The sequence below is a fragment of the Streptomyces sp. MUM 2J genome (assembly GCF_022414535.1).
Taxonomy (GTDB): domain Bacteria; phylum Actinomycetota; class Actinomycetes; order Streptomycetales; family Streptomycetaceae; genus Streptomyces.
This window is the reverse complement of record NZ_JADWYM010000016.1, coordinates 111,103-127,630: the sequence shown is the minus strand read 5'-3', so window position 1 is coordinate 127,630 and position 16,528 is coordinate 111,103. Positions and strand designations below refer to the sequence as shown.

The 16,528-nt window shown below is 72.4% G+C and carries 19 protein-coding genes; 6 read left to right on the top strand and 13 right to left on the bottom strand.

Annotated elements, in window-relative coordinates; translation table 11 throughout:
- Positions 1-1,093, bottom strand: a 1,093-nt coding sequence (locus I3F54_RS16095; protein ID WP_240119458.1) for a cbb3-type cytochrome c oxidase subunit I, incomplete at its 3' end; no start/stop codon positions are given.
- Positions 1,094-1,534: 441 nt separating this feature from the next.
- On the opposite strand from I3F54_RS16095, the gene I3F54_RS16090 reads away from it, so the two are divergent.
- The 4 genes from I3F54_RS16090 to I3F54_RS16075 all read left to right on the top strand — a co-directional run bounded on the left by I3F54_RS16090 (position 1,535) and on the right by I3F54_RS16075 (position 4,482).
- The gene (locus I3F54_RS16090) at positions 1,535-1,858 is read left to right on the top strand and encodes a rhodanese-like domain-containing protein (RefSeq protein WP_240119457.1); all 324 of its coding nucleotides are present in this window, start codon (positions 1,535-1,537) and stop codon (positions 1,856-1,858) included.
- Positions 1,859-1,968: 110 nt separating this feature from the next.
- Positions 1,969-3,366, top strand: coding sequence for an MBL fold metallo-hydrolase (locus I3F54_RS16085; protein ID WP_240119456.1), 1,398 nt, complete (start codon positions 1,969-1,971; stop codon positions 3,364-3,366).
- A 106-nt stretch (positions 3,367-3,472) separates the two neighbouring features.
- Complete coding sequence (locus I3F54_RS16080) at positions 3,473-4,057, top strand: rhodanese-like domain-containing protein (protein ID WP_240119455.1); 585 nt, start codon at positions 3,473-3,475, stop codon at positions 4,055-4,057.
- A 161-nt stretch (positions 4,058-4,218) separates the two neighbouring features.
- Complete coding sequence (locus I3F54_RS16075; protein ID WP_240119453.1) at positions 4,219-4,482, top strand: metal-sensitive transcriptional regulator; 264 nt, start codon at positions 4,219-4,221, stop codon at positions 4,480-4,482.
- A 65-nt stretch (positions 4,483-4,547) separates the two neighbouring features.
- Here the strand turns inward: I3F54_RS16075 and I3F54_RS16070 are convergent, their stop codons facing one another.
- From I3F54_RS16070 to paaA, 11 genes are all read right to left on the bottom strand, one after another.
- The gene (locus tag I3F54_RS16070; protein WP_240119470.1) at positions 4,548-5,105 is read right to left on the bottom strand and encodes a TetR/AcrR family transcriptional regulator; all 558 of its coding nucleotides are present in this window, start codon (positions 5,103-5,105) and stop codon (positions 4,548-4,550) included.
- 5 nt (positions 5,106-5,110) lie between these two features.
- Entirely contained in the window at positions 5,111-5,473 is a 363-nt protein-coding gene (locus tag I3F54_RS16065; RefSeq protein ID WP_240119452.1) for a DUF1304 domain-containing protein, read from the bottom strand.
- A 160-nt stretch (positions 5,474-5,633) separates the two neighbouring features.
- Positions 5,634-6,884, bottom strand: a complete 1,251-nt coding sequence (kynU, locus tag I3F54_RS16060) for a kynureninase (protein WP_240119448.1) — start codon at positions 6,882-6,884, stop codon at positions 5,634-5,636.
- Positions 6,881-7,759 (bottom strand): S9 family peptidase, encoded by an 879-nt coding sequence (locus I3F54_RS16055; RefSeq protein WP_240119447.1) that lies wholly within the window; start codon positions 7,757-7,759, stop codon positions 6,881-6,883. Before I3F54_RS16055 ends, kynU begins: the two co-directional genes overlap by 4 nt.
- A complete protein-coding gene (locus I3F54_RS16050; protein ID WP_240119446.1) occupies positions 7,749-8,597 on the bottom strand; it encodes a tryptophan 2,3-dioxygenase in 849 nt (282 codons plus the stop codon). Before I3F54_RS16050 ends, I3F54_RS16055 begins: the two co-directional genes overlap by 11 nt.
- Before the next feature lie 307 nt (positions 8,598-8,904).
- A complete protein-coding gene (locus I3F54_RS16045) occupies positions 8,905-9,681 on the bottom strand; it encodes an SDR family oxidoreductase (protein WP_240119445.1) in 777 nt (258 codons plus the stop codon).
- Between the two features lie 40 nt (positions 9,682-9,721).
- Entirely contained in the window at positions 9,722-10,807 is a 1,086-nt protein-coding gene (locus I3F54_RS16040; protein WP_240119444.1) for a 2Fe-2S iron-sulfur cluster-binding protein, read from the bottom strand.
- A 7-nt stretch (positions 10,808-10,814) separates the two neighbouring features.
- Positions 10,815-11,306: a 1,2-phenylacetyl-CoA epoxidase subunit PaaD gene (gene paaD / locus I3F54_RS16035; RefSeq protein ID WP_240119443.1), complete on the bottom strand. Its 492-nt coding sequence runs from the start codon at positions 11,304-11,306 to the stop codon at positions 10,815-10,817.
- The gene (paaC, locus tag I3F54_RS16030) at positions 11,303-12,061 is read right to left on the bottom strand and encodes a 1,2-phenylacetyl-CoA epoxidase subunit PaaC (RefSeq protein WP_240119442.1); all 759 of its coding nucleotides are present in this window, start codon (positions 12,059-12,061) and stop codon (positions 11,303-11,305) included. Before paaC ends, paaD begins: the two co-directional genes overlap by 4 nt.
- Positions 12,048-12,371, bottom strand: a complete 324-nt coding sequence (gene paaB, locus I3F54_RS16025) for a 1,2-phenylacetyl-CoA epoxidase subunit PaaB (protein WP_374205930.1) — start codon at positions 12,369-12,371, stop codon at positions 12,048-12,050. The genes paaC and paaB overlap by 14 nt, the downstream gene beginning before the upstream one ends.
- Positions 12,368-13,381 carry a 1,2-phenylacetyl-CoA epoxidase subunit PaaA gene (gene paaA, locus I3F54_RS16020; protein WP_240119441.1) on the bottom strand — a complete coding sequence of 338 codons (1,014 nt, stop codon included), beginning with the start codon at positions 13,379-13,381 and terminating at the stop codon, positions 12,368-12,370. The genes paaB and paaA overlap by 4 nt, the downstream gene beginning before the upstream one ends.
- A gap of 189 nt (positions 13,382-13,570) precedes the next feature.
- Here paaA and I3F54_RS16015 point away from each other — a divergent pair, with 189 nt between their 5' ends.
- Together I3F54_RS16015 and I3F54_RS16010 are read left to right on the top strand one after the other, a co-directional pair.
- Positions 13,571-13,819, top strand: coding sequence for an acyl carrier protein (locus tag I3F54_RS16015; RefSeq protein WP_240119440.1), 249 nt, complete (start codon positions 13,571-13,573; stop codon positions 13,817-13,819).
- On the top strand, positions 13,819-15,303 hold the full coding sequence (locus tag I3F54_RS16010) for a class I adenylate-forming enzyme family protein (RefSeq protein WP_240119439.1): 1,485 nt from the start codon (positions 13,819-13,821) through the stop codon (positions 15,301-15,303). Before I3F54_RS16015 ends, I3F54_RS16010 begins: the two co-directional genes overlap by 1 nt.
- A 51-nt stretch (positions 15,304-15,354) precedes the next feature.
- Here I3F54_RS16010 and ccrA read toward each other — a convergent pair whose 3' ends face one another.
- Positions 15,355-16,518: a crotonyl-CoA carboxylase/reductase gene (ccrA, locus tag I3F54_RS16005; RefSeq protein ID WP_240119468.1), complete on the bottom strand. Its 1,164-nt coding sequence runs from the start codon at positions 16,516-16,518 to the stop codon at positions 15,355-15,357.
- Positions 16,519-16,528 lie beyond the last annotated feature (10 nt).

Sequence of the window (16,528 nt, the reverse complement as noted above, 5' to 3'; positions counted from 1 at the left end):
ACAGCATCGGTGTCTCGAAGGACAGCGAGCCCTTCCACATCGTGCCGATCCAGTTGAAGAACTTCACCCCGGTCGGGACGGCGATCAGGAACGACATGAAGGAGAAGAACGGCAGCAGCACACCACCGGTGACGAACATGTGATGCGCCCACACCGACACGGAGAGGCCGGAGATCGAGATGGTGGCGGCGATGAGCCCCACGTAGCCGAACATCGGCTTGCGGCTGAAGACCGGGATGATCTCGGTGATGACGCCGAAGAACGGCAGGGCGATGATGTACACCTCCGGATGGCCGAAGAACCAGAAGAGGTGCTGCCACAGCAGGGCACCGCCGTTGGCGGCGTCGAAGACGTGGGCGCCGAACTGGCGGTCCACCTCCAGCGCGAACAGGGCCGCGGCCAGGACCGGGAAGGCGAACAGCACCAGGACACCGGTCAGCAGCACGTTCCACACGAAGATCGGCATGCGGAACATCGTCATGCCGGGGGCGCGCATGCAGATGATCGTGGTGATGAAGTTGACCGAGCCGAGGATCGTGCCGAAGCCGGAGAAGGCCAGGCCCATGATCCAGAGATCGGGGCCGATGCCGACCGAGTGCTCGTTGTCGGTGAGCGGGGAGTAGGCGAACCAGCCGAAGTCGGCGGCGCCGTCCGGCGTGAGGAAGCCCCCCATGGCGATCAGCGAGCCGAAGAGGTAGAGCCAGTAGGCGAGCATGTTCAGTCGCGGGAAGGCGACGTCGGGGGCGCCGATCTGGAGCGGCATGATCCAGTTGGTGAAGCCCGCGAACAGCGGCGTCGCGAACATCAGCAGCATCGCCGTGCCGTGCATCGTGAACGCCTGGTTGTACTGCTCGCTCGACATGATCTGCATGCCCGGGCGAGCCAGCTCGGCGCGCATGGCCAGCGCGAGAACGCCTCCGACCAGGAAGAACGCGAACGACGTCGACAGGTACAGGGTGCCGATCGTCTTGTGGTCCGTGGTCGTCAGCCACTTCACCACCACGTTGCCCGGCCGCCTGCGTTGCACGGGCAGCTCGTCCTGGTAGTACGACTCCTCGTCCGCGGAGCCTCGGGGCTCGTTGAGAATGCTCACCAGTTGTGTCTCTCTCGCAAAGGGTCGATCGCCCACGTGACGGACCTCATCCTTGCGTGACGTGACGGGGGTCATGCCCACAGCCGACCGACACGCGGCCGATGGTCTGACGAGCGCACTCGAATGGAGCACCGGCTTCCGGGCCGTCGTGGACCCTCGGGGGCGGGTGTGCGGGTGCGCTGCGAAGTGGCTGCTGGAGCCGGGCCGCGACGGCGCGAACGGCCCCGGCACGCCGCTGGGCTCCGTCGGTCGACCCCATGTCCCCGGCGCCCTTGGGAATCGGCGGCGGACCCTCCCGGACGGACACGCCGGCCCGCTTCCCCTCACTTCACCTCCGCTCCGACGCAGGAGATACCCCTGGGGGTATTTGACTTCTCGCGGGGGCGCCGCTTACCGTCGAGTGCGTAAATACCCAGGGGGGTATGGAGCAGGGATGTCCCGATGCGAGAAGCAGTCCTGGACGCCTTCGTGGCCGACCTGGCCCGCGGCGCGTTCACCATCGATGTCCGCGAGTGGGACGGGTACCGCGCCGGCCATGTGCCGGGCACGCGCAGCGTCCCGCTGCCGGCACTCGGCGGAGCCCTCGGTGATCTGCCGGGGGACCGCACCGTGTACGTGATCTGCGCCGGCGGCACTCGCAGCGCCCGGGCCGCCGGACATCTCACGGCGCTCGGCATGGACGCCGTGTCCGTCGCCGGCGGCACCGGCGGCAGGGCCGCTACCGGCCGGCCGCCGGTGCCGGGCGAGGCCGTCCACACCGCCTGACCGTCCGGGGCTCAGCCCCTTGCCCGCACCTCGTCACACCGGGCGCGCGACCGCCCGCGCCCCGTCTCCCGCACCCGTCTCGGGGGTGCGTTCCTCACGAAGGGAATGCCGTGTTCTTCACCCAGTACTACCTCGACTGCCTGTCCCAGGCCTCCTACATGATCGCCGACGAGAAGACGGGCCGGGCGGTGGTCGTCGACCCGCGCCGGGACGTATCCGAATACCTGGCGGACGCCCGCGTGCACGGGTTCTCCGTGGTGGGCGTGATCAACACCCACTTCCACGCCGACTTCATCGCCGGGCACCTGGAGATGGCGGACCGCACCGGCGCATGGATCGGCTACGGCCGACGGGCCGAGACCGAGTACCCCATCCGCAAGCTCGCCGACGGTGAGCGGATCTCCCTCGGTGACGTCACCCTGCAGATCATGGAAACACCCGGCCACACCCCGGAGTCGATCAGCGTGGTGGTGTACGAGCGGGCGGAGGACACCGTGCCGTACGGCGTCCTCACCGGTGACGCGCTCTTCATCGGTGACGTCGGCCGCCCCGACCTGCTCGCCTCCGTCGGCGTGACGGCCGAGGAGCTCGGTGCGATGCTGCACGACAGCGTGCAGGACAAGCTGATGGGCCTGCCCGACCAGGTCCGCGTCTTCCCCGCGCACGGTGCGGGCTCCGCCTGCGGGAAGAACCTGTCGACGAACAAGCAGTCGACCATCGGGGAGCAGCGGGCCACCAACTACGCCTGCGTGCCGATGGGCCGCGAGGAGTTCGTCGCGCTCGTCGCCGCCGGCCAGCCCGCCGCGCCCGGCTACTTCGCCTACGACGCCGAACTGAACCGCAGGGACCGGGTGCGCTACGACGCCTCGGCCGCCCCCAGGCCGCTGACGCGCGAGCACTTCACCGAACTGCGTACGGCGGGCGCGGTCGTCGTGGACGCCCGCACACCGCAGGAGTTCGCCGCCGGACATCTGCGGGGCGCGGTGAACGTGCCCGCCGACGGGCGCTTCGCCGAGCAGGCGGGCACCGTCCTGAACCCGTCCGACGAACTGCTGGTGATGGCACCGCAGAACCGGGAGGAGGAGGTCGTCACCCGCCTCGCCCGTATCGGCTTCGACCGGGTGGCGGGATACCTGCGCAATCCGGAGGACGCCCTGGAGGAACTGTCCGCGGAGGTGCTTCCGGCGAGCAGGGTGGCCGCCGCGGAACTGCGGGACGCCCTCGCGGGAGACAACCCGCCCCTCGTCGTGGACGTGCGCACCTGCGGCGAACGCGAGGCCGCCGGCTTCATCGACGGCGCCCTGCACATCCCGCTGAGCGAGCTTCCCCGTCGTACGGAGGAACTCCCCGCCGACCAGCCCCTGGTCGTGCACTGCGCCGGCGGGCACCGCTCGTCCATCGCCGCGAGCGTCCTGCGGCACCGGGGCTTCGCGGACGTCTCCGACGTCCTGGGCGGGTACGCCGCCTGGGCCCTGTCGGCGCAGACCGCGGTGCCTGCCGCCGTCTGACCCGTGCACGCCATCGGGCCCCGACCTGCACGGGGCCCCACCCGCACCCCCGAACCTCTCCCGTACACGGGCATCACTGTCCCGACCCTGAACTCCGGAGCCTTGGATGAGCGTCCAGCACACCCCTGCCCAGTCGATCACCCCGGCCGTACTGCAGCGGCTCGTGGATGAGGAGCACGCACCGCGCGTGCTCGACGTGCGCACCCCCGGCGAATTCCGCACGGCTCACATTCCGGGTGCGTACAACGTCCCCCTCGACACCCTGCGCGAGCACCGGGGTGAGATCCTCGCCCACCTGGACGAGGAGGTCGTCCTCGTGTGCCGCTCGGGAGCCCGGGCGCAGCAGGCCGAGCAGGCGCTCGCCGAGGCCGGCCTGCCCAACCTCCGGGTCCTCGACGGCGGCATGGTCGCCTGGGAGACGGCAGGAGCGCCCGTGAACCGGGGCCCCGAGCGCTGGGACATGGAACGGCAGGTCCGGCTCGTGGCCGGCTCGATCGTCCTCACCACGGGCCTGGCCGGCATCCTCGTGCCGGGCCTCCACCTCATCGGCACGGCCGTCGGCGCGGGTCTCACCTACGCCGCGCTCAGCAACTCCTGCACCATGGGCGTACTGCTGTCGAAGCTCCCGTACAACCGGGGCCCGCGCCCCGACATCCGTGCGGTGATCGCGGAGCTGCGCGGCACGCGGTGACGTTGCGTGCCGGCCGCGACCATCGCCGACCGGCGGTGGTCGCGGCTCGCACGGCCCGCACGCCCCTCCGCCGCCGGCGGAGGGGCGCCGGCAGCCCTGATCGCCACCGGATCAATACCCCATGGGGTATCCTTGGGCAAGGGGGTGTAAGGAGGATCACCGTGCAGGTGGACGAAGAATCGGTACGACCCGTCCTGAACCGTCTGCGGCGTGCCCAGGGGCAGCTGGCCGCCGTGATCGCCATGGTCGAGTCGGGTCGTGACTGCAAGGACGTCGTGACCCAACTGGCCGCGGTGTCCCGAGCCCTGGACCGGGCAGGCTTCAAGATCGTGGCGAGCGAGATGCGGCATTGCCTCACCGGGGATCCCGACACCCCGCCCATGTCCCAGGAGGAACTGGAACGACTCTTCCTCGCCCTCGCCTGACCTTCCCGGACCTCTGCCCGGCCATCCAGGTCGTGCGCGCGGGGACCGGCTGCGGGAACGGCTCCTCAGGGCAGGGGGGTGCGATGCAGGTTGACGAGCAGGCGCCAGATCCGCTGCGTGATCACGGCGGGGGTGGCGTCGATGAGGCCGTGCAGCCAGTCGGCGAGGACACCGGCGAAGGCCGCGGCGACGGCCGAGGCGATCAGGTCGGGTTCCGGTGCGCCGGCCAGGGCGCGTTCGGTGCGGCTGCGGGTGCGCAGATCCCGGTGGAGTACGAGGCCGAGCGGGCCGCCGCCTCCCGGGCTCAGCAACTCGCGGTAGAGCCGGGCGTGCTGCGCGAGACGGTCGAAGAAGGCGAGCAGGGCGGGCGGTGGGGTGAGCGGATCGGGCACGCCGCGCCAGGCGTGCAGGGCGTCGACGGCCTCCCGGACGACATCGGCACAGGCGTCGACGGCGAGCGCCTCGCGGTCCTGGTAGTGAAGGTAGAACGTGGCGCGGCCGACCCCGGCCCGGCGCACCAGCGCGGACACACTGACCTCGGTCAGTGGTCGGTGGGCGCACTCCTCCAGCAGTGCGCGACGCAGCAGGGCCCGGGTCCGTACCGTGCGGGGATCGGCCTGCACGACGCTCACCGGGCCAGCAGGACGGCGGCGAGTGCCAGGGCTCCGGGCAGCGCCTGCGCGGCGAAGATGCGCCGGTTGGCGGTGAGTCCGCCGTACAGCCCGGCAACGATCACGCAGGCGAGGAAGAAGACCTGCGCCTGAAACCCCGTCGGATCGTCCGCGGCCAGCCCCCAGGCCAGCCCGGCTGCCAGAAACCCGTTGTACAGGCCCTGGTTCGCGGCGAGGGGAGCCGTGGCCCGCGCCATCGCCGCATCGAAGCCGGACAGACCGCGGCCGGGCTTCCGCTCCCACAGGAACATCTCCAGAACCAGGAAGTACCCGTGCAGCGTGGCCACCAGTCCCACCAGGACCTGCGCTGTCGTCTCCATGGATGTCTTCTCGCTCTCCCTACTTCATGGACGGCTGTCCACCATACATGGACAGGCGTCCATGAAGTAGGGAGACCGGCCAGACCGTGCGGCGGTGGCGGCCACCGCCGCGAAGAGAACGGAGAAGGAGGACCGGCACGGCAAGCCGGGCCCCGAGCACTCAGGTCACCGTGCCGGCCCCTTGCACTGACGGGTCGTAGGCGCCCGCCCCCGTGATCTCACCCAGGCAGGTCACCGCCGTCAGGACGTCCTGATGGGTGGTGAACAGGGCGTTGACGCCGAAACGGAGCAGGTCCGGCGCGCGCATGTCGCCGATCACCCCCTTGGCCTCCAGCGCACGCACCAGCCCGTGGGCGTGCGGGTGGCGCAGCGACACCTGACTGCCGCGTCGCTCCGGCTCGGCCGGAGTGACCGGCTCGAAGCCCAGGCCGTCCAGGAGTACTTCGGCGCAGTGCAGGAAGAACCCGGTCAGAGAGAGGCTCCTGGTGCGCACCTGTGCCAGGTCGATGTCGTCGAAGACGCTCAGCGCGGCTTCGAGACACAGCAGCGACAGCACGGGCGGTGTGCCGATACGGCCCCTGCCGACGCCCGGCGCGGGCAGGTACTCCTCGTGCAGCCCGAACGGGTCGGCGTGGCCGTTCCAGCCGGTCAGCGGCGGCTGCCAGTCGGCGTGGTGGCGCCGGGCGACGTACGCGAAGGCCGGGGCGCCCGGACCGCCGGACAGGAACTTGTAGCCGCAGCCCACCGCGAAGTCCACACCGAGGGCGTCCAGGCGCACCGGCAGGGCCCCGGCCGCGTGGCACAGGTCCCACAGCACGAGCGCCCCGGCGCGCTGTGCGGCCCGGGTGAGCGCGGCCATGTCGTGGAGTTCCCCGGTGCGGTAGTCGATGGGCGAGTAGGCGACCACGGCGACCCGGTCGCCCTCGGCGGCCAGGAACGCCGGGAGGTCGGCCGGCCGTATCCGGCGCACGCCCAGGCCGAGCCGGCTCGCGACCGTGTCAGCGAGGTACCGGTCGGTGGGGAAGTGGTCGGGGTCCGTGACCAGCAGGGGCCGGCCGGGGCGCAGCGCGGCTGCAGCGCTCAGCACGTTGTACAACTGCACGCTCGTCGAGTCCCCGACGAGGGTCTGCCCCGGGGCGGCGCCGATCAGGCGTCCCACCCGGTCCCCGACCCTGACCGGCGCGTCCCACCAGCCGTGGCTGTTCCAGGAGCGGATCAGTCCGGTGCCCCACTGCCGGTGCACGACGTCCTCCAGCACGGGCGGCACGGCCGCCGGGAGCGGCCCGAGCGAGTTGCCGTCGAGGTACACCACCCCCTCGGGGAGCAGGAAGCGCTCACGGACATGGGCGAGGGGCGCGCAGGCGTCCAGGCGGGCCGCCCGGTCGGTGAGCGCGGTCGTGGCGGTGGTCACGGTCGCGAGGTCCCCTCTTCGGTCTCCGGTCGAGCGGTCGCCGTGGCACCTGTGGCGACCGGGCGACGCTTCGAGGCCTCGTCGTACAGCCGCCGGAGCTGGTCGGCGACGGCCCTCGCGCCCGGCGCGCCCGGTTCGATCAGCGTGTAGTGCCCGGTGCCGGGCAGGACCACGGTCTCCAGGTCGTGGTGGACGGCCGCGTAGTCCGCGAACTGCGTCAGCGGTACCTCCTCGTCGGCGGCGCCGTGCAACAGCACGGTCCGCACGCCCGTCGTGCCCGCGCGCTCCAGCAGGGTGAGCGGGTCGACGTGTGCGAGCCGCTGGGCGAACCGGTCCGGTCCGCCGAGGAGTTGCAGCGCCGCGTCGTCGCTGAGCCGGTCCCGGCGGGTGGCCTGGAGATCGGTCAGCGGGGCCAGCGCCAGCACGGCCGGCGGCAGCCGCGTCGTGTGCCAGGCCGAGGTGGCCGGCAGCAGGCCGCGGGCCGCGCACCACAGGGCGAGATGGCCGCCCGAGCAGTGGCCCGCCAGGACGTAGGGGCGGCCGGCGGGCAGCGTGTCCACGATCCGTGCCACGTCGTCGAAGGTCTCCGGATAGCCGCCGGCTCCTCCGGACCTGCGGAAGCCGGGCAGCAGGACCGAGAAACCCTGCTCGGCCAGGTAGGCGGCGAACGGGGTCAGGTGCATCCGGTCGTAGCGCCAGTACCCGCCGTGCAGCAGCACCACCAGCGGCGCGTCCGGGTCGTCGGACGGCCAGGCGTCGTAGACCTGGTGGGGATGGTCGCCGTAGCGGCCGTGCCCCGGCGCCAGTACCGGTTTCAGGCTGAGGACGCGCCGCTCCTCCTCGGCGGCGAAGGCCGAGATCTCCCTAGAGGTCACCGCGGACCGTCCACAGCTCGGGGAACACCGGCCGTTCGGCACGCGCCTGAAGCCAGGCAAGGCCGGAGGAACCGGCGCTGCCGGTCCTGTTGCCCATCGCGCGCCGCACCACCATCATGTGGTCGAACCGCCAGCGGGCGACCAGCTCGGCGATGTCGGTGAGCAACTCGCCCAAGGACAGCAGTGGATGGCGCTGTGACCCCGCGTACACGCAGCGCCACGCCTCGACCACGGCCGGGTCGGCCTCGTAGGGGGCGGTGACGTCCCGCTCCTGCACCGCCTCGGGCACGGGCAGCCCCTGCCGGTACAGGAACCTGAGCACCTCGTCGTACAGCGACGGCTCGTGGTACGCCTCGCGCAGCGCCTCGTGCACCGACGGCTCGCCCTGGTGCGAGCGCAGCAGTGCGGCGGACTTGTCGCCGAGCAGGAACTCCATGTGGCGGTACATCGCCGACTGGAAGCCCGACGCCCGGCCGAACGCGGCCCGGAATCCGTCGAACTGGGCCGGGGTCAGCCCGGCTATGGGCCGCCAGGACCCGTTCAGGGCCTCTACGGCGCGCCGGCTGCGCACGAGCGCGTCCGTCGCGGAGTCGAGGTCGTCCTTGGCGAGGGCGTCCCGGGCCACCCGCCACTCGTGGACGATCAGGGTGAACCAGAGTTCCATCACCTGCGTCGTGACGAGGAAGCCCATCTCGTCGGCCGCCTCGGTCAGGGGGGCCTGGAGGGTGTTGAGGACCGTGGCACGCACATAGGCGTCGTAGGGGCTCGCGCCCTCGAACGGCTGGGTCGGCGGGTCGTCCGGTGACGGATCCGCGAGCGCGGACGTGCCGTCGTTCATCGGGTCTCTCCTTCGTGGGTGTCCCGGTCTTCGGGCCGGGGAAACGAAGCTCCGGCGGAGCATTGCTGCGGGGGCCGGTTCGTCGAAAGGGCGGACCGGCGTCCCCCGGTCCGCCGGCCGACGCCGCTCCGCACAGGAGAACGGATGGCGTGTGTGGCAGGACGGGTCCTCCCGGACGGGGTGGTCGTCGGTGAACCAGGAACCCCAGCGGGCGACCGCTGGAATCCCCCGCCCTGGGCGGGAGACGAGGTCGAGGCGTTGCTCCTCGGGTCTGCCTGGCCCGGGCAGGGGGCGCTGTGCCCGCGGTTCACAGGCCGAGGTGGACGCCGCCGGTCGCGTCGATCCACTGGCCGGTCACCCAGCGGGCGTCGTCGCCGGCGAGGAAGGCCACCACGTCGGCGATGTCCGCCGGCGCGCCCAGGCGGTTGAACACGGAGGCACCGGCGAGTGTCTGCCGGACCCGGGGGTCGCGCAGCGTCGGGTTGATCTCGGTCTCGGTGAAGCCTGGCGCGACGGTGTTCACGGTGATGCCGCGGGGGCCGAGCTGCTGGGCGAGGGAGAGAGTGAGGTGGTCCAGTGCCGCCTTGGTCATCGAGTAGGCCACGATCGCCGGGTAGGCGATCCGGGCGGCTCCCGACGAGACGTTGACGATCCGGCCGCCGTCCCGCAGTCGCACGAGCGCCTGCTGGGTGATGAAGAACGGGGCCCTGGTGTTGACGGCGAAGACCCGGTCGTAGTCGTCCTCGGTGACCTGCTCGATCGGGCGGGGCAGGGTGATGCCGGCGTTGTTGACCAGGATGTCGAGCCCCGGTGGGGCGTCGTACGCCGCGAGTTCGCGGTCGAAGGCGGCCCAGAGGGCGGCGGCGTCGCCGGGTACGCCGAGTTCGGCGTGCACGGCGAACGCGCGGCCGCCGTCGGCCCCGATCTCCTTCACCGTGCGCTCGGCGGCCGCGTGGTCGTGCCCGTAGTGGACGGCGACCAGCGCGCCGTCACCCGCCAGGCGGCGGCTGACGGCCCGGCCGATACCGCGGCTGCCTCCGGTCACCAGAGCGGTCCTGCCCCGGTGTCCTCCCGTGGTGGTCACAGACCTCTTCCTCTCCTGCGAGTCGTGCGCGGGGTGTTGGTCAGGCGTCGAAGTCGAGCGTGAGATCGTCGGTTCCGGGACGGGCGCGGCAGGCGAGGGTGTAGCCCTGTGCGAGGTCCCGGTCGTCGAGGACGTGCTGGCGGCCCAGGGTGACCGCGCCGGCGACGACCTTGGCGCGGCAGCTGCCGCACACGCCGTCCCGGCAGGCGTACGGCACCTCGGGCCGGGCGCGCAGTACGGCGTCGAGGACGACCCGGTCCCCGGGCTCCATCGCGACCACGGTGGAGCGGCCGCCGATCACCGCCCTCACCCGCCCGGAGGGTTCGGCCGGTGCGACGGCCTCGGTGCCGGGCGCGGCGCCGGCGGCGGAGAACAGTTCCCAGCGCACCCGGTCCGGGCGGGCGCCCCAGGCCGTGAGCGCCGTGCGGACCGTCTCCACCAGTCCCGCCGGTCCGCACAGGCGGAACGCGGTGGCGTCGTCGGGCCGGGCGTCCACCAGGGTGAGCAACCGGCGCAGCCGCTCCTCGTCGACGCGCCCGGTGAACAGGTCGCTCTCGCGCCGCTCGCGGGAGAGGACGTACAGCACGGTGAGACGGTCCGTGAACTCGTCCTTCAACTCGGCGAGTTCGTCCGCGAGCAGGGCCGTGCCGGCGGAGCGGACCGCGTGGACCAGGGAGACCCGGCAGTCGGCGGAGGCCCGCAGCGCTCCCGCCGCCATCGCGGCGAGCGGGGTGATGCCGGTGCCGCCGGCGATCAGTACGTGATGGCCGCCGGGGAGCGCCGGAAGCCCGAACCGTCCTGTGGGCGAGGAGATTTCGATTTCGTCCCCGGGCGCCAGCAGGGACCCGGCGTAGGCGCCGAAGCCGTCGGGGGAGTGGCGCCGGATCACCAGCCGCAGTGCGTCCGGGGTGCCGGGCGGCGGGCACACCGAGTAGGCGCGGCGCACCTCCCGGCCGTCGGCCGGCCGGTGGCGGACGACGACATGGCGGCCGGGCTCGGCGGTGAAGACGGCGGCGAGTTCCGCGGGGACGTGCAGCGTCACCGCCACCGTGTCCTCCAGCAGGGCCTCGATGCGGCTGACGCGGAGCCGGAACCAGTGGCCGCGGTGGGTCTGGAGCATGGTCATGGGCGCCTCACACCGTGGCCAGGTAGGGGAAGGCCTCGCCGCAGGCAGTGCACTGCAGGATCGACTGGCAGCGGGTCGGACCGAAGGGGCTGTGCGGCCGGGTCGCCCCGGAGCCGCAGTGGGGGCAGGGCGCGCCGACGCCGAGGCGTACGGGGGTGGGAGCGCCGGTGGGGCCGGGCGGGGCGATGCCGTGCTCGGCGAGTTTGCGCCGTCCGGACGCGGTGATGCGGTCCGTGCTCCACGCCGGGGTCACCAGACGGTGCACCCGGCCGTCGGGATGCCCGCACTGCGCCAGGACGCCGGCGATCGCCGAGGCGATCGCGGGGAGAGCCGGGCAGCCGAGGAACGTGGGGGTGAACGCGACCTCCAGCCGGCCGTCCTGCGCCGTCGAGACCCGGTGGATCACACCGAGTTCACCGAGTGTGACGAAGGGGAGCTCGGGGTCGGGCAGGTCGCGCACGCGGGCCGCGACCTCGTCGGTGGGCAGCGCGCCGGTCACCAGGTGCCCCCGGGGAACTGCCGGTGGACTGACTGGAGTTCGGCGACCAGCGGGCCGAACGCCTCGGAGTGCAGGCCCTGCCGTCCGCCGCGCGCCCGCCACCTCGGGGTGGGCATGGTCAGTCCGGCCTGTTCGACCACCTCGCCCACCCGCTCCTCCCAGCGGGCACGCAACGGTGCGGGCGACGGGGCGGTCCCGGCCGCCTCCAGCCGCCGCACCACCTCGTCCTCGTCGAACAACTCGGCGGTGTACGGCCAGACATGGTCGAGCCCGGCCTGCATCCGCCGGGCGCTTCGCGCGGTGCCCAGACCGAGCCGTACGGTCCAGCCGTCCGCGTGCCGGCGGTGGTATCCGACCTCCGTGGCGGCGCGGGCCGCGACCGCGGCCAGTTCGGGGTGGGCGCTTTCGGCGCAAGCCTCGTAGTAGAGGACGGCGTAGTGGCTGTAGGCGAGCTGGCGGGCGATGGTCACCGCGAAGTCGCCGTTGGGGAGTTCGGCGAGCAGGGTGTTGCCGAACTCGCGGTCGGAGCGGGTGAAGGCGAAGTCGTCCTCGCTGCGGCCGGTGCCGTCGAGCTCGCCGGCCAGTGTGAGCAGGGCCCGGGCGTGACCGATCAGATCCAGGGCGATGTTCGACAGGGCGAGATCCTCCTCGATCGTCGGCGCCCTGGTGATCCACTGGCACAGCCGCTGCCCGAGGACGAGTGCGTCGTCGCCGAGACGGGCGGTGAGCAGGGCCACGGCCTCAGTCATGTCCATCGCCTCCCTCCGTGAGCGGCGCGAAGTGCTCGGGGTAGCGGTACGGCTTGTGGCGGGCGCCCGAGAAGAAGGGGTCCCGTTCGGCGGGCGAGGCGGCGTGCACCGCCGCCGAGCGCACCACCCACAGCGACAGCGGATCGCCCCGCCGCGTGTACAGGTCCCGGGCCCTTTCCAGGGCCATGTCCGCGTCGGCGGCCCGCACCGACCCCACGTGCAGGTGGGCCAGGCCCCGGCGCGGGCGCAGGAACACCTCCCAGGAGGCCAGCGCCCCTTCCGCACCACTCACGGTGTTCCCTTCCACGTCGCTCACCGCGCCTCCTCCCGCGCCGCGTACGCGGCTGCCGCCTCGCGCACCCAGGCGCCGTCCTCGTGCGCGGCGACCCGGTGCGCGAGGCGCTGCCGGGCGACGTGCGTGTCGTCGCCGAGCGCCTCCCGGTACGTCTCCCAGTCGATGGGCCCGAAGTCGTAGTGGCCGCGCTCCTCGTTCCAGCGGATCCCCGGATCCGGCAGGGTCAGTCCCAGCCGTTCGGCCTGCGGCACGCAGTGGTCGACGAAGCGCTGGCGCAGTTCGTCGTTGGTGTGCCGCTTGATGCCCCACGCGATGGCCTGGCGCGAGACCGACGCACCGACCGCCGCCATGCCCCCGCCCGAGGCGGCCGTGTCGGGTGGGCCGAACATCAGCGCCACCGCGGGCAGCCACCAGCGGTTCACCGCGTCCTGAGCCATCTCCCGCTGGGCGGGCGTGCCCTCGCACTGGGCCCGCATCAGGTCGTAGCCCTGGCGGACGTGGAACGCCTCCTCCTGGCAGACGCGGCGCATCGCGCGGCCGTAGGGACCGTACGACGTCTGGCACAGCGGGGCCTGGTTGACCACTGCCGCGCCGTCCGTCAGCCAGGCGACGGCACCGGTGTCGGCCCATGTCAGCGCCGCGTGGTTGAAGGTGGCGGCATACCGTTGCCGTCCCCGGTGCAGTGCGTCCAGCAGCTCCGCGCGGTCCACGCCGAGCGTCTCGGCGGCGGCGTACAGGTACAGGCCGTGGCCCGCCTCGTCCTGGACCTTCGCCAGCAGCACCGACTTGCGGTGCAGCGACGGCGCGCGGGTCAGCCAGGCTCCTTCCGGCTGCATGCCGATGATCTCGGAGTGGGCGTGCTGTGCGATCTGCCGGAGCAGCATCCGGCGGTAGCCGTCGGGCATCCAGTCGCGGGGTTCGATCGTCTCGCCCGCCGCGAGCAGAGCCTCGAAGCGGGCCAGCTCGTCGTCGGCACCCGGCGGACCCGACTCCGGTTCCGCCGTGGCTGTGCCCTGGCCGATCACGTGCATCACTCCCTCGCCTGTCGCCCTCACTGAGACAAGAGGCGGCGGACCCCGCCCGCTATCCCGGACGTCTCCATCTGCCGGCGTGACACACGTCACCCGCGGTGGCGGGGATAGCGAGGCCCCCCGGGTCCCTCTTCTCCGGGTGAGAAGTGGACGCGACGCGCGCGGCGGCGCCGACGAAAGGGGAACACCATGAGCACCATCCGGGAACTGCTGGTCGAACTCACGGGCACCAGCGAGTACGCCGACACCCTCGGCGACGACGTCGACCTCGCCGCGAGCGGCATCGACTCCGGGGACCTGGTGCGGCTGGTGCTGCTCGTCGAGCAGCGCACGGGCGTGGAGATCACCGCCGCGGACATGGAGACGCTGCGCACCATCGGGGACTACGAGAACTTCCTGGCCGACCGCGCCGTCGCCGGCTCCTCGGGCGGCGCGTGATGTGGCTGACCCAGCTGCTGGAGCGCAACCGCCAGTGCTTCGCCGACCGGGTCGCCCTCGTCGACGAGCACCGCAGCGTCACCTGGGCCGAGTTCGCCGACCGTACCGCCGAACTCGCCCGGGGCCTGGCCGGCCTCGGCATCGAACGCGGGGACCGGGTCGCCGTCCTGTCCCAGGACCGCGTCGAGGTGCTGGAGAGCTATTTCGCGCTGGCCCGCCTCGGGGCCCTGTTCGTCCCGTTGAACCACAGCCTCGCCGCGCCCGAGGTGGCCGGGATCGTCGAACGGGTCGGTGCCGTGGCGGTCCTGGGCGAGTCGGATCTCCTGGACCGGCATCCCGTGCTGCCGGGCTGCGTCCGCATCCGCATCGCCCTCGACAAGCCGGCCTTCGCCGCACTCGGTACGGTCGCCGCACCGGCCGAGCTGCCCGTCCTGCCCGACACCGAGCCCGTCGCCATCCTGCACACCTCGGCGACCACCGGACGGGCCAAGGGCGTCACCGTCGACGAGGGGTCCTTCCGCGCCATCGGCCTCGGCTGGCTGGCCGTGGCCCGCCCCGAGGACCATGTGGTGATGGTCAACTGCTGCCCCCTGTACCACGGCAGCATGGTCGTCTCCCTGACCTATCTCGCGGCCGGCGCGACCGTCGTCCTGATGCCGGGCTTCACCCCCCAGAAGGCCCTCGCAGCGGTCGAGCGGCACCGGGCCACGCACATGTGGCTGGTGCCGCAGATGCTGCGCTTCATGCTCCAGGCGAAGGCGTCCCACAGCACGGACCTCGCCTCGCTGCGGGAGATCCTGTACGGTGCCGCTCCGATGCCGCCGGACGTGTACGCCGCCGCCGTGGCCCGCCTGGGCTGCGGTTTCCGGCAGGTGTACGGCATGACGGAGGTCGGCGGCCCCTTCGTCACCCTCGGCCCCGACGAGCACCCCGCGCCCGCGGAGGTGACCGAGCGCATCCCGTGCGGGCGGGTCGTGCCGGGCATGTCGGCGCGGGCCGTCGACCGGACGGGCCGGGAGGTGCCGCGTGGGCAGATCGGGGAGATCGTGGTCCGCGGACCCGGTCTCATGCAGGGCTACTGGGACGATCCCGCCGCCACCCGGGAGGTGTTCCTCGACGGCTGGGCGCGCACGGGTGACCTCGGCTTCGTCGACGGGGACGGCCGCATCCACCTGGTCGACCGCAGCAAGGACCTGATCATCCGGGCGGGGCAGAACGTCTACCCCTCCGAGGTCGAGCGCGTCCTGCTGGCCCACCCGGCGGTCCGGGACGCGGCGGTCGTGGGCATCCCCGACGAGGACTACGGCGAGATCCCGCTGGCGTACGTCGTCGCCGAGGACGGCACCGGCGAGCGGGAGCTGCTCGCCCACCTCGCGGGCAACCTCGCCCCCTACAAGCGGCCCCGGCGGATCGAGTTCATCGAGCAGGTGCCCCGCAACCCGGCCGGGAAGATCATCAAGAAGCTGCTTCGAGACCGCGGCTGACGGCAGGGAGAGGGGCCCCACGACACGGCGTCGCGGGGCCCCTCGGGCGTGTCACGCGCCCGCGTTGACCAGTACCGCCATGTTGCCCGACGGGTGCCGGTTCTCGTGCAGGAGCTGGTGGGCCAGCCCGATCTCCTCGAAGCCGAACGTCCGCGACAGGCACGGGTCGATCGCGCCCTGGTCGATCAGCCGGGTCACCTCACGGGCCTCGCGCAGACTGGCGACGTGCGATCCCTGCAACCGCTTCTGCCGCATCCACAGGAACCGCAGGTCCACATCGCCGTTGTAACCGGTCGTGCCGCCGCAGATGACGACCATGCCCGCGTTGTCGCACAGGTAGATCGAGGTCGGAACGGTGTCGGCCCCGGAGTGCTCCAGCACGATCCGCGGGGCCCGGCGCTCGCCGAGCACCTCCCAGAAACGGCGCCCGAAGGCGCGTGCTCCCGACAGCCAGGCGCTCATCGCCTTGTCGTCGGAGGTGTCGGGCAACCGTCCCCAGTGGTCGAACTCGCGCCGGTCGATGTACCCCTGGGCACCCAGCCGCATGCAGAACTCGCCGCGCTCCGCGCTGGAGACGACGGCCACCGGAATCCCGCCGACGTGCCGCACCAGCTGGATGGCGATGCTGCCGAGGCCGCCGGCACCGCCCCAGACCAGCACGGGGTCGCCCGGCCGGACGGTGTGCGGGTGCCAGCCGAAGAGCTGACGGTAGGCGGTCGCCGCCGTCGCCATGTAGCAGGACGCGGCGGCCCAGGACAGCCGTGCCGGCTTGGGGTGGCACATGTAGTCGTCGACGACCGCGAACTGGGCGAACGAGCCGTAGTTCTCCTCGTAGCCCCACACCCGCAGCGACGAGGAGGTCACCGGGTCGGCGCCCAGCCGGATGTCCTCGGCGGACTCGTCCCAGCGGCAGGCGAGGGCCACGACCTCGTCACCGGGCCGGACCCCCCGCGCGCCCTCCCCGACCGCCCACACGATGCCGGACAGGTCGGAGCCGCCGATGTGGAAGTCCTCGGTGGAGCCCGCCTTCTGCCGGGCCCCGATCACGTCCAGCGGCGAACCCAGCGCGGCCCAGACGTTGTTGTAGTTGACGCCGGCCGCCATCACCTTGACCAGCACCTGGCCCGGTCCCACCGGCGGTACGTCCACCACTTCGGTCCGGAAGGCGTCGACCGGCTCGCCATAGCGCTCACGCCGGATCAGGGAGGCGTACATCCGCTTGGGC

What these genes read in the sequence shown, in the direction of transcription:
- I3F54_RS16050 (WP_240119446.1), bottom strand. Translation starts at nt 8,597, where the DNA reads ATGAACGACGGCACGTCCGCGCTCGCGGATCCGTCACCGGACGACCCG.
- I3F54_RS16015 (WP_240119440.1), top strand. Translation starts at nt 13,571, where the DNA reads ATGAGCACCATCCGGGAACTGCTGGTCGAACTCACGGGCACCAGCGAG.
- I3F54_RS16010 (WP_240119439.1), top strand. Translation starts at nt 13,819, where the DNA reads ATGTGGCTGACCCAGCTGCTGGAGCGCAACCGCCAGTGCTTCGCCGAC.
- I3F54_RS16065 (WP_240119452.1), bottom strand. Translation starts at nt 5,473, where the DNA reads ATGGAGACGACAGCGCAGGTCCTGGTGGGACTGGTGGCCACGCTGCAC.
- I3F54_RS16080 (WP_240119455.1), top strand. Translation starts at nt 3,473, where the DNA reads ATGAGCGTCCAGCACACCCCTGCCCAGTCGATCACCCCGGCCGTACTG.
- I3F54_RS16040 (WP_240119444.1), bottom strand. Translation starts at nt 10,807, where the DNA reads ATGACCATGCTCCAGACCCACCGCGGCCACTGGTTCCGGCTCCGCGTC.
- paaC (WP_240119442.1), bottom strand. Translation starts at nt 12,061, where the DNA reads ATGGACATGACTGAGGCCGTGGCCCTGCTCACCGCCCGTCTCGGCGAC.
- ccrA (WP_240119468.1), bottom strand. Translation starts at nt 16,518, where the DNA reads ATGTACGCCTCCCTGATCCGGCGTGAGCGCTATGGCGAGCCGGTCGAC.
- I3F54_RS16090 (WP_240119457.1), top strand. Translation starts at nt 1,535, where the DNA reads ATGCGAGAAGCAGTCCTGGACGCCTTCGTGGCCGACCTGGCCCGCGGC.
- paaA (WP_240119441.1), bottom strand. Translation starts at nt 13,381, where the DNA reads ATGCACGTGATCGGCCAGGGCACAGCCACGGCGGAACCGGAGTCGGGT.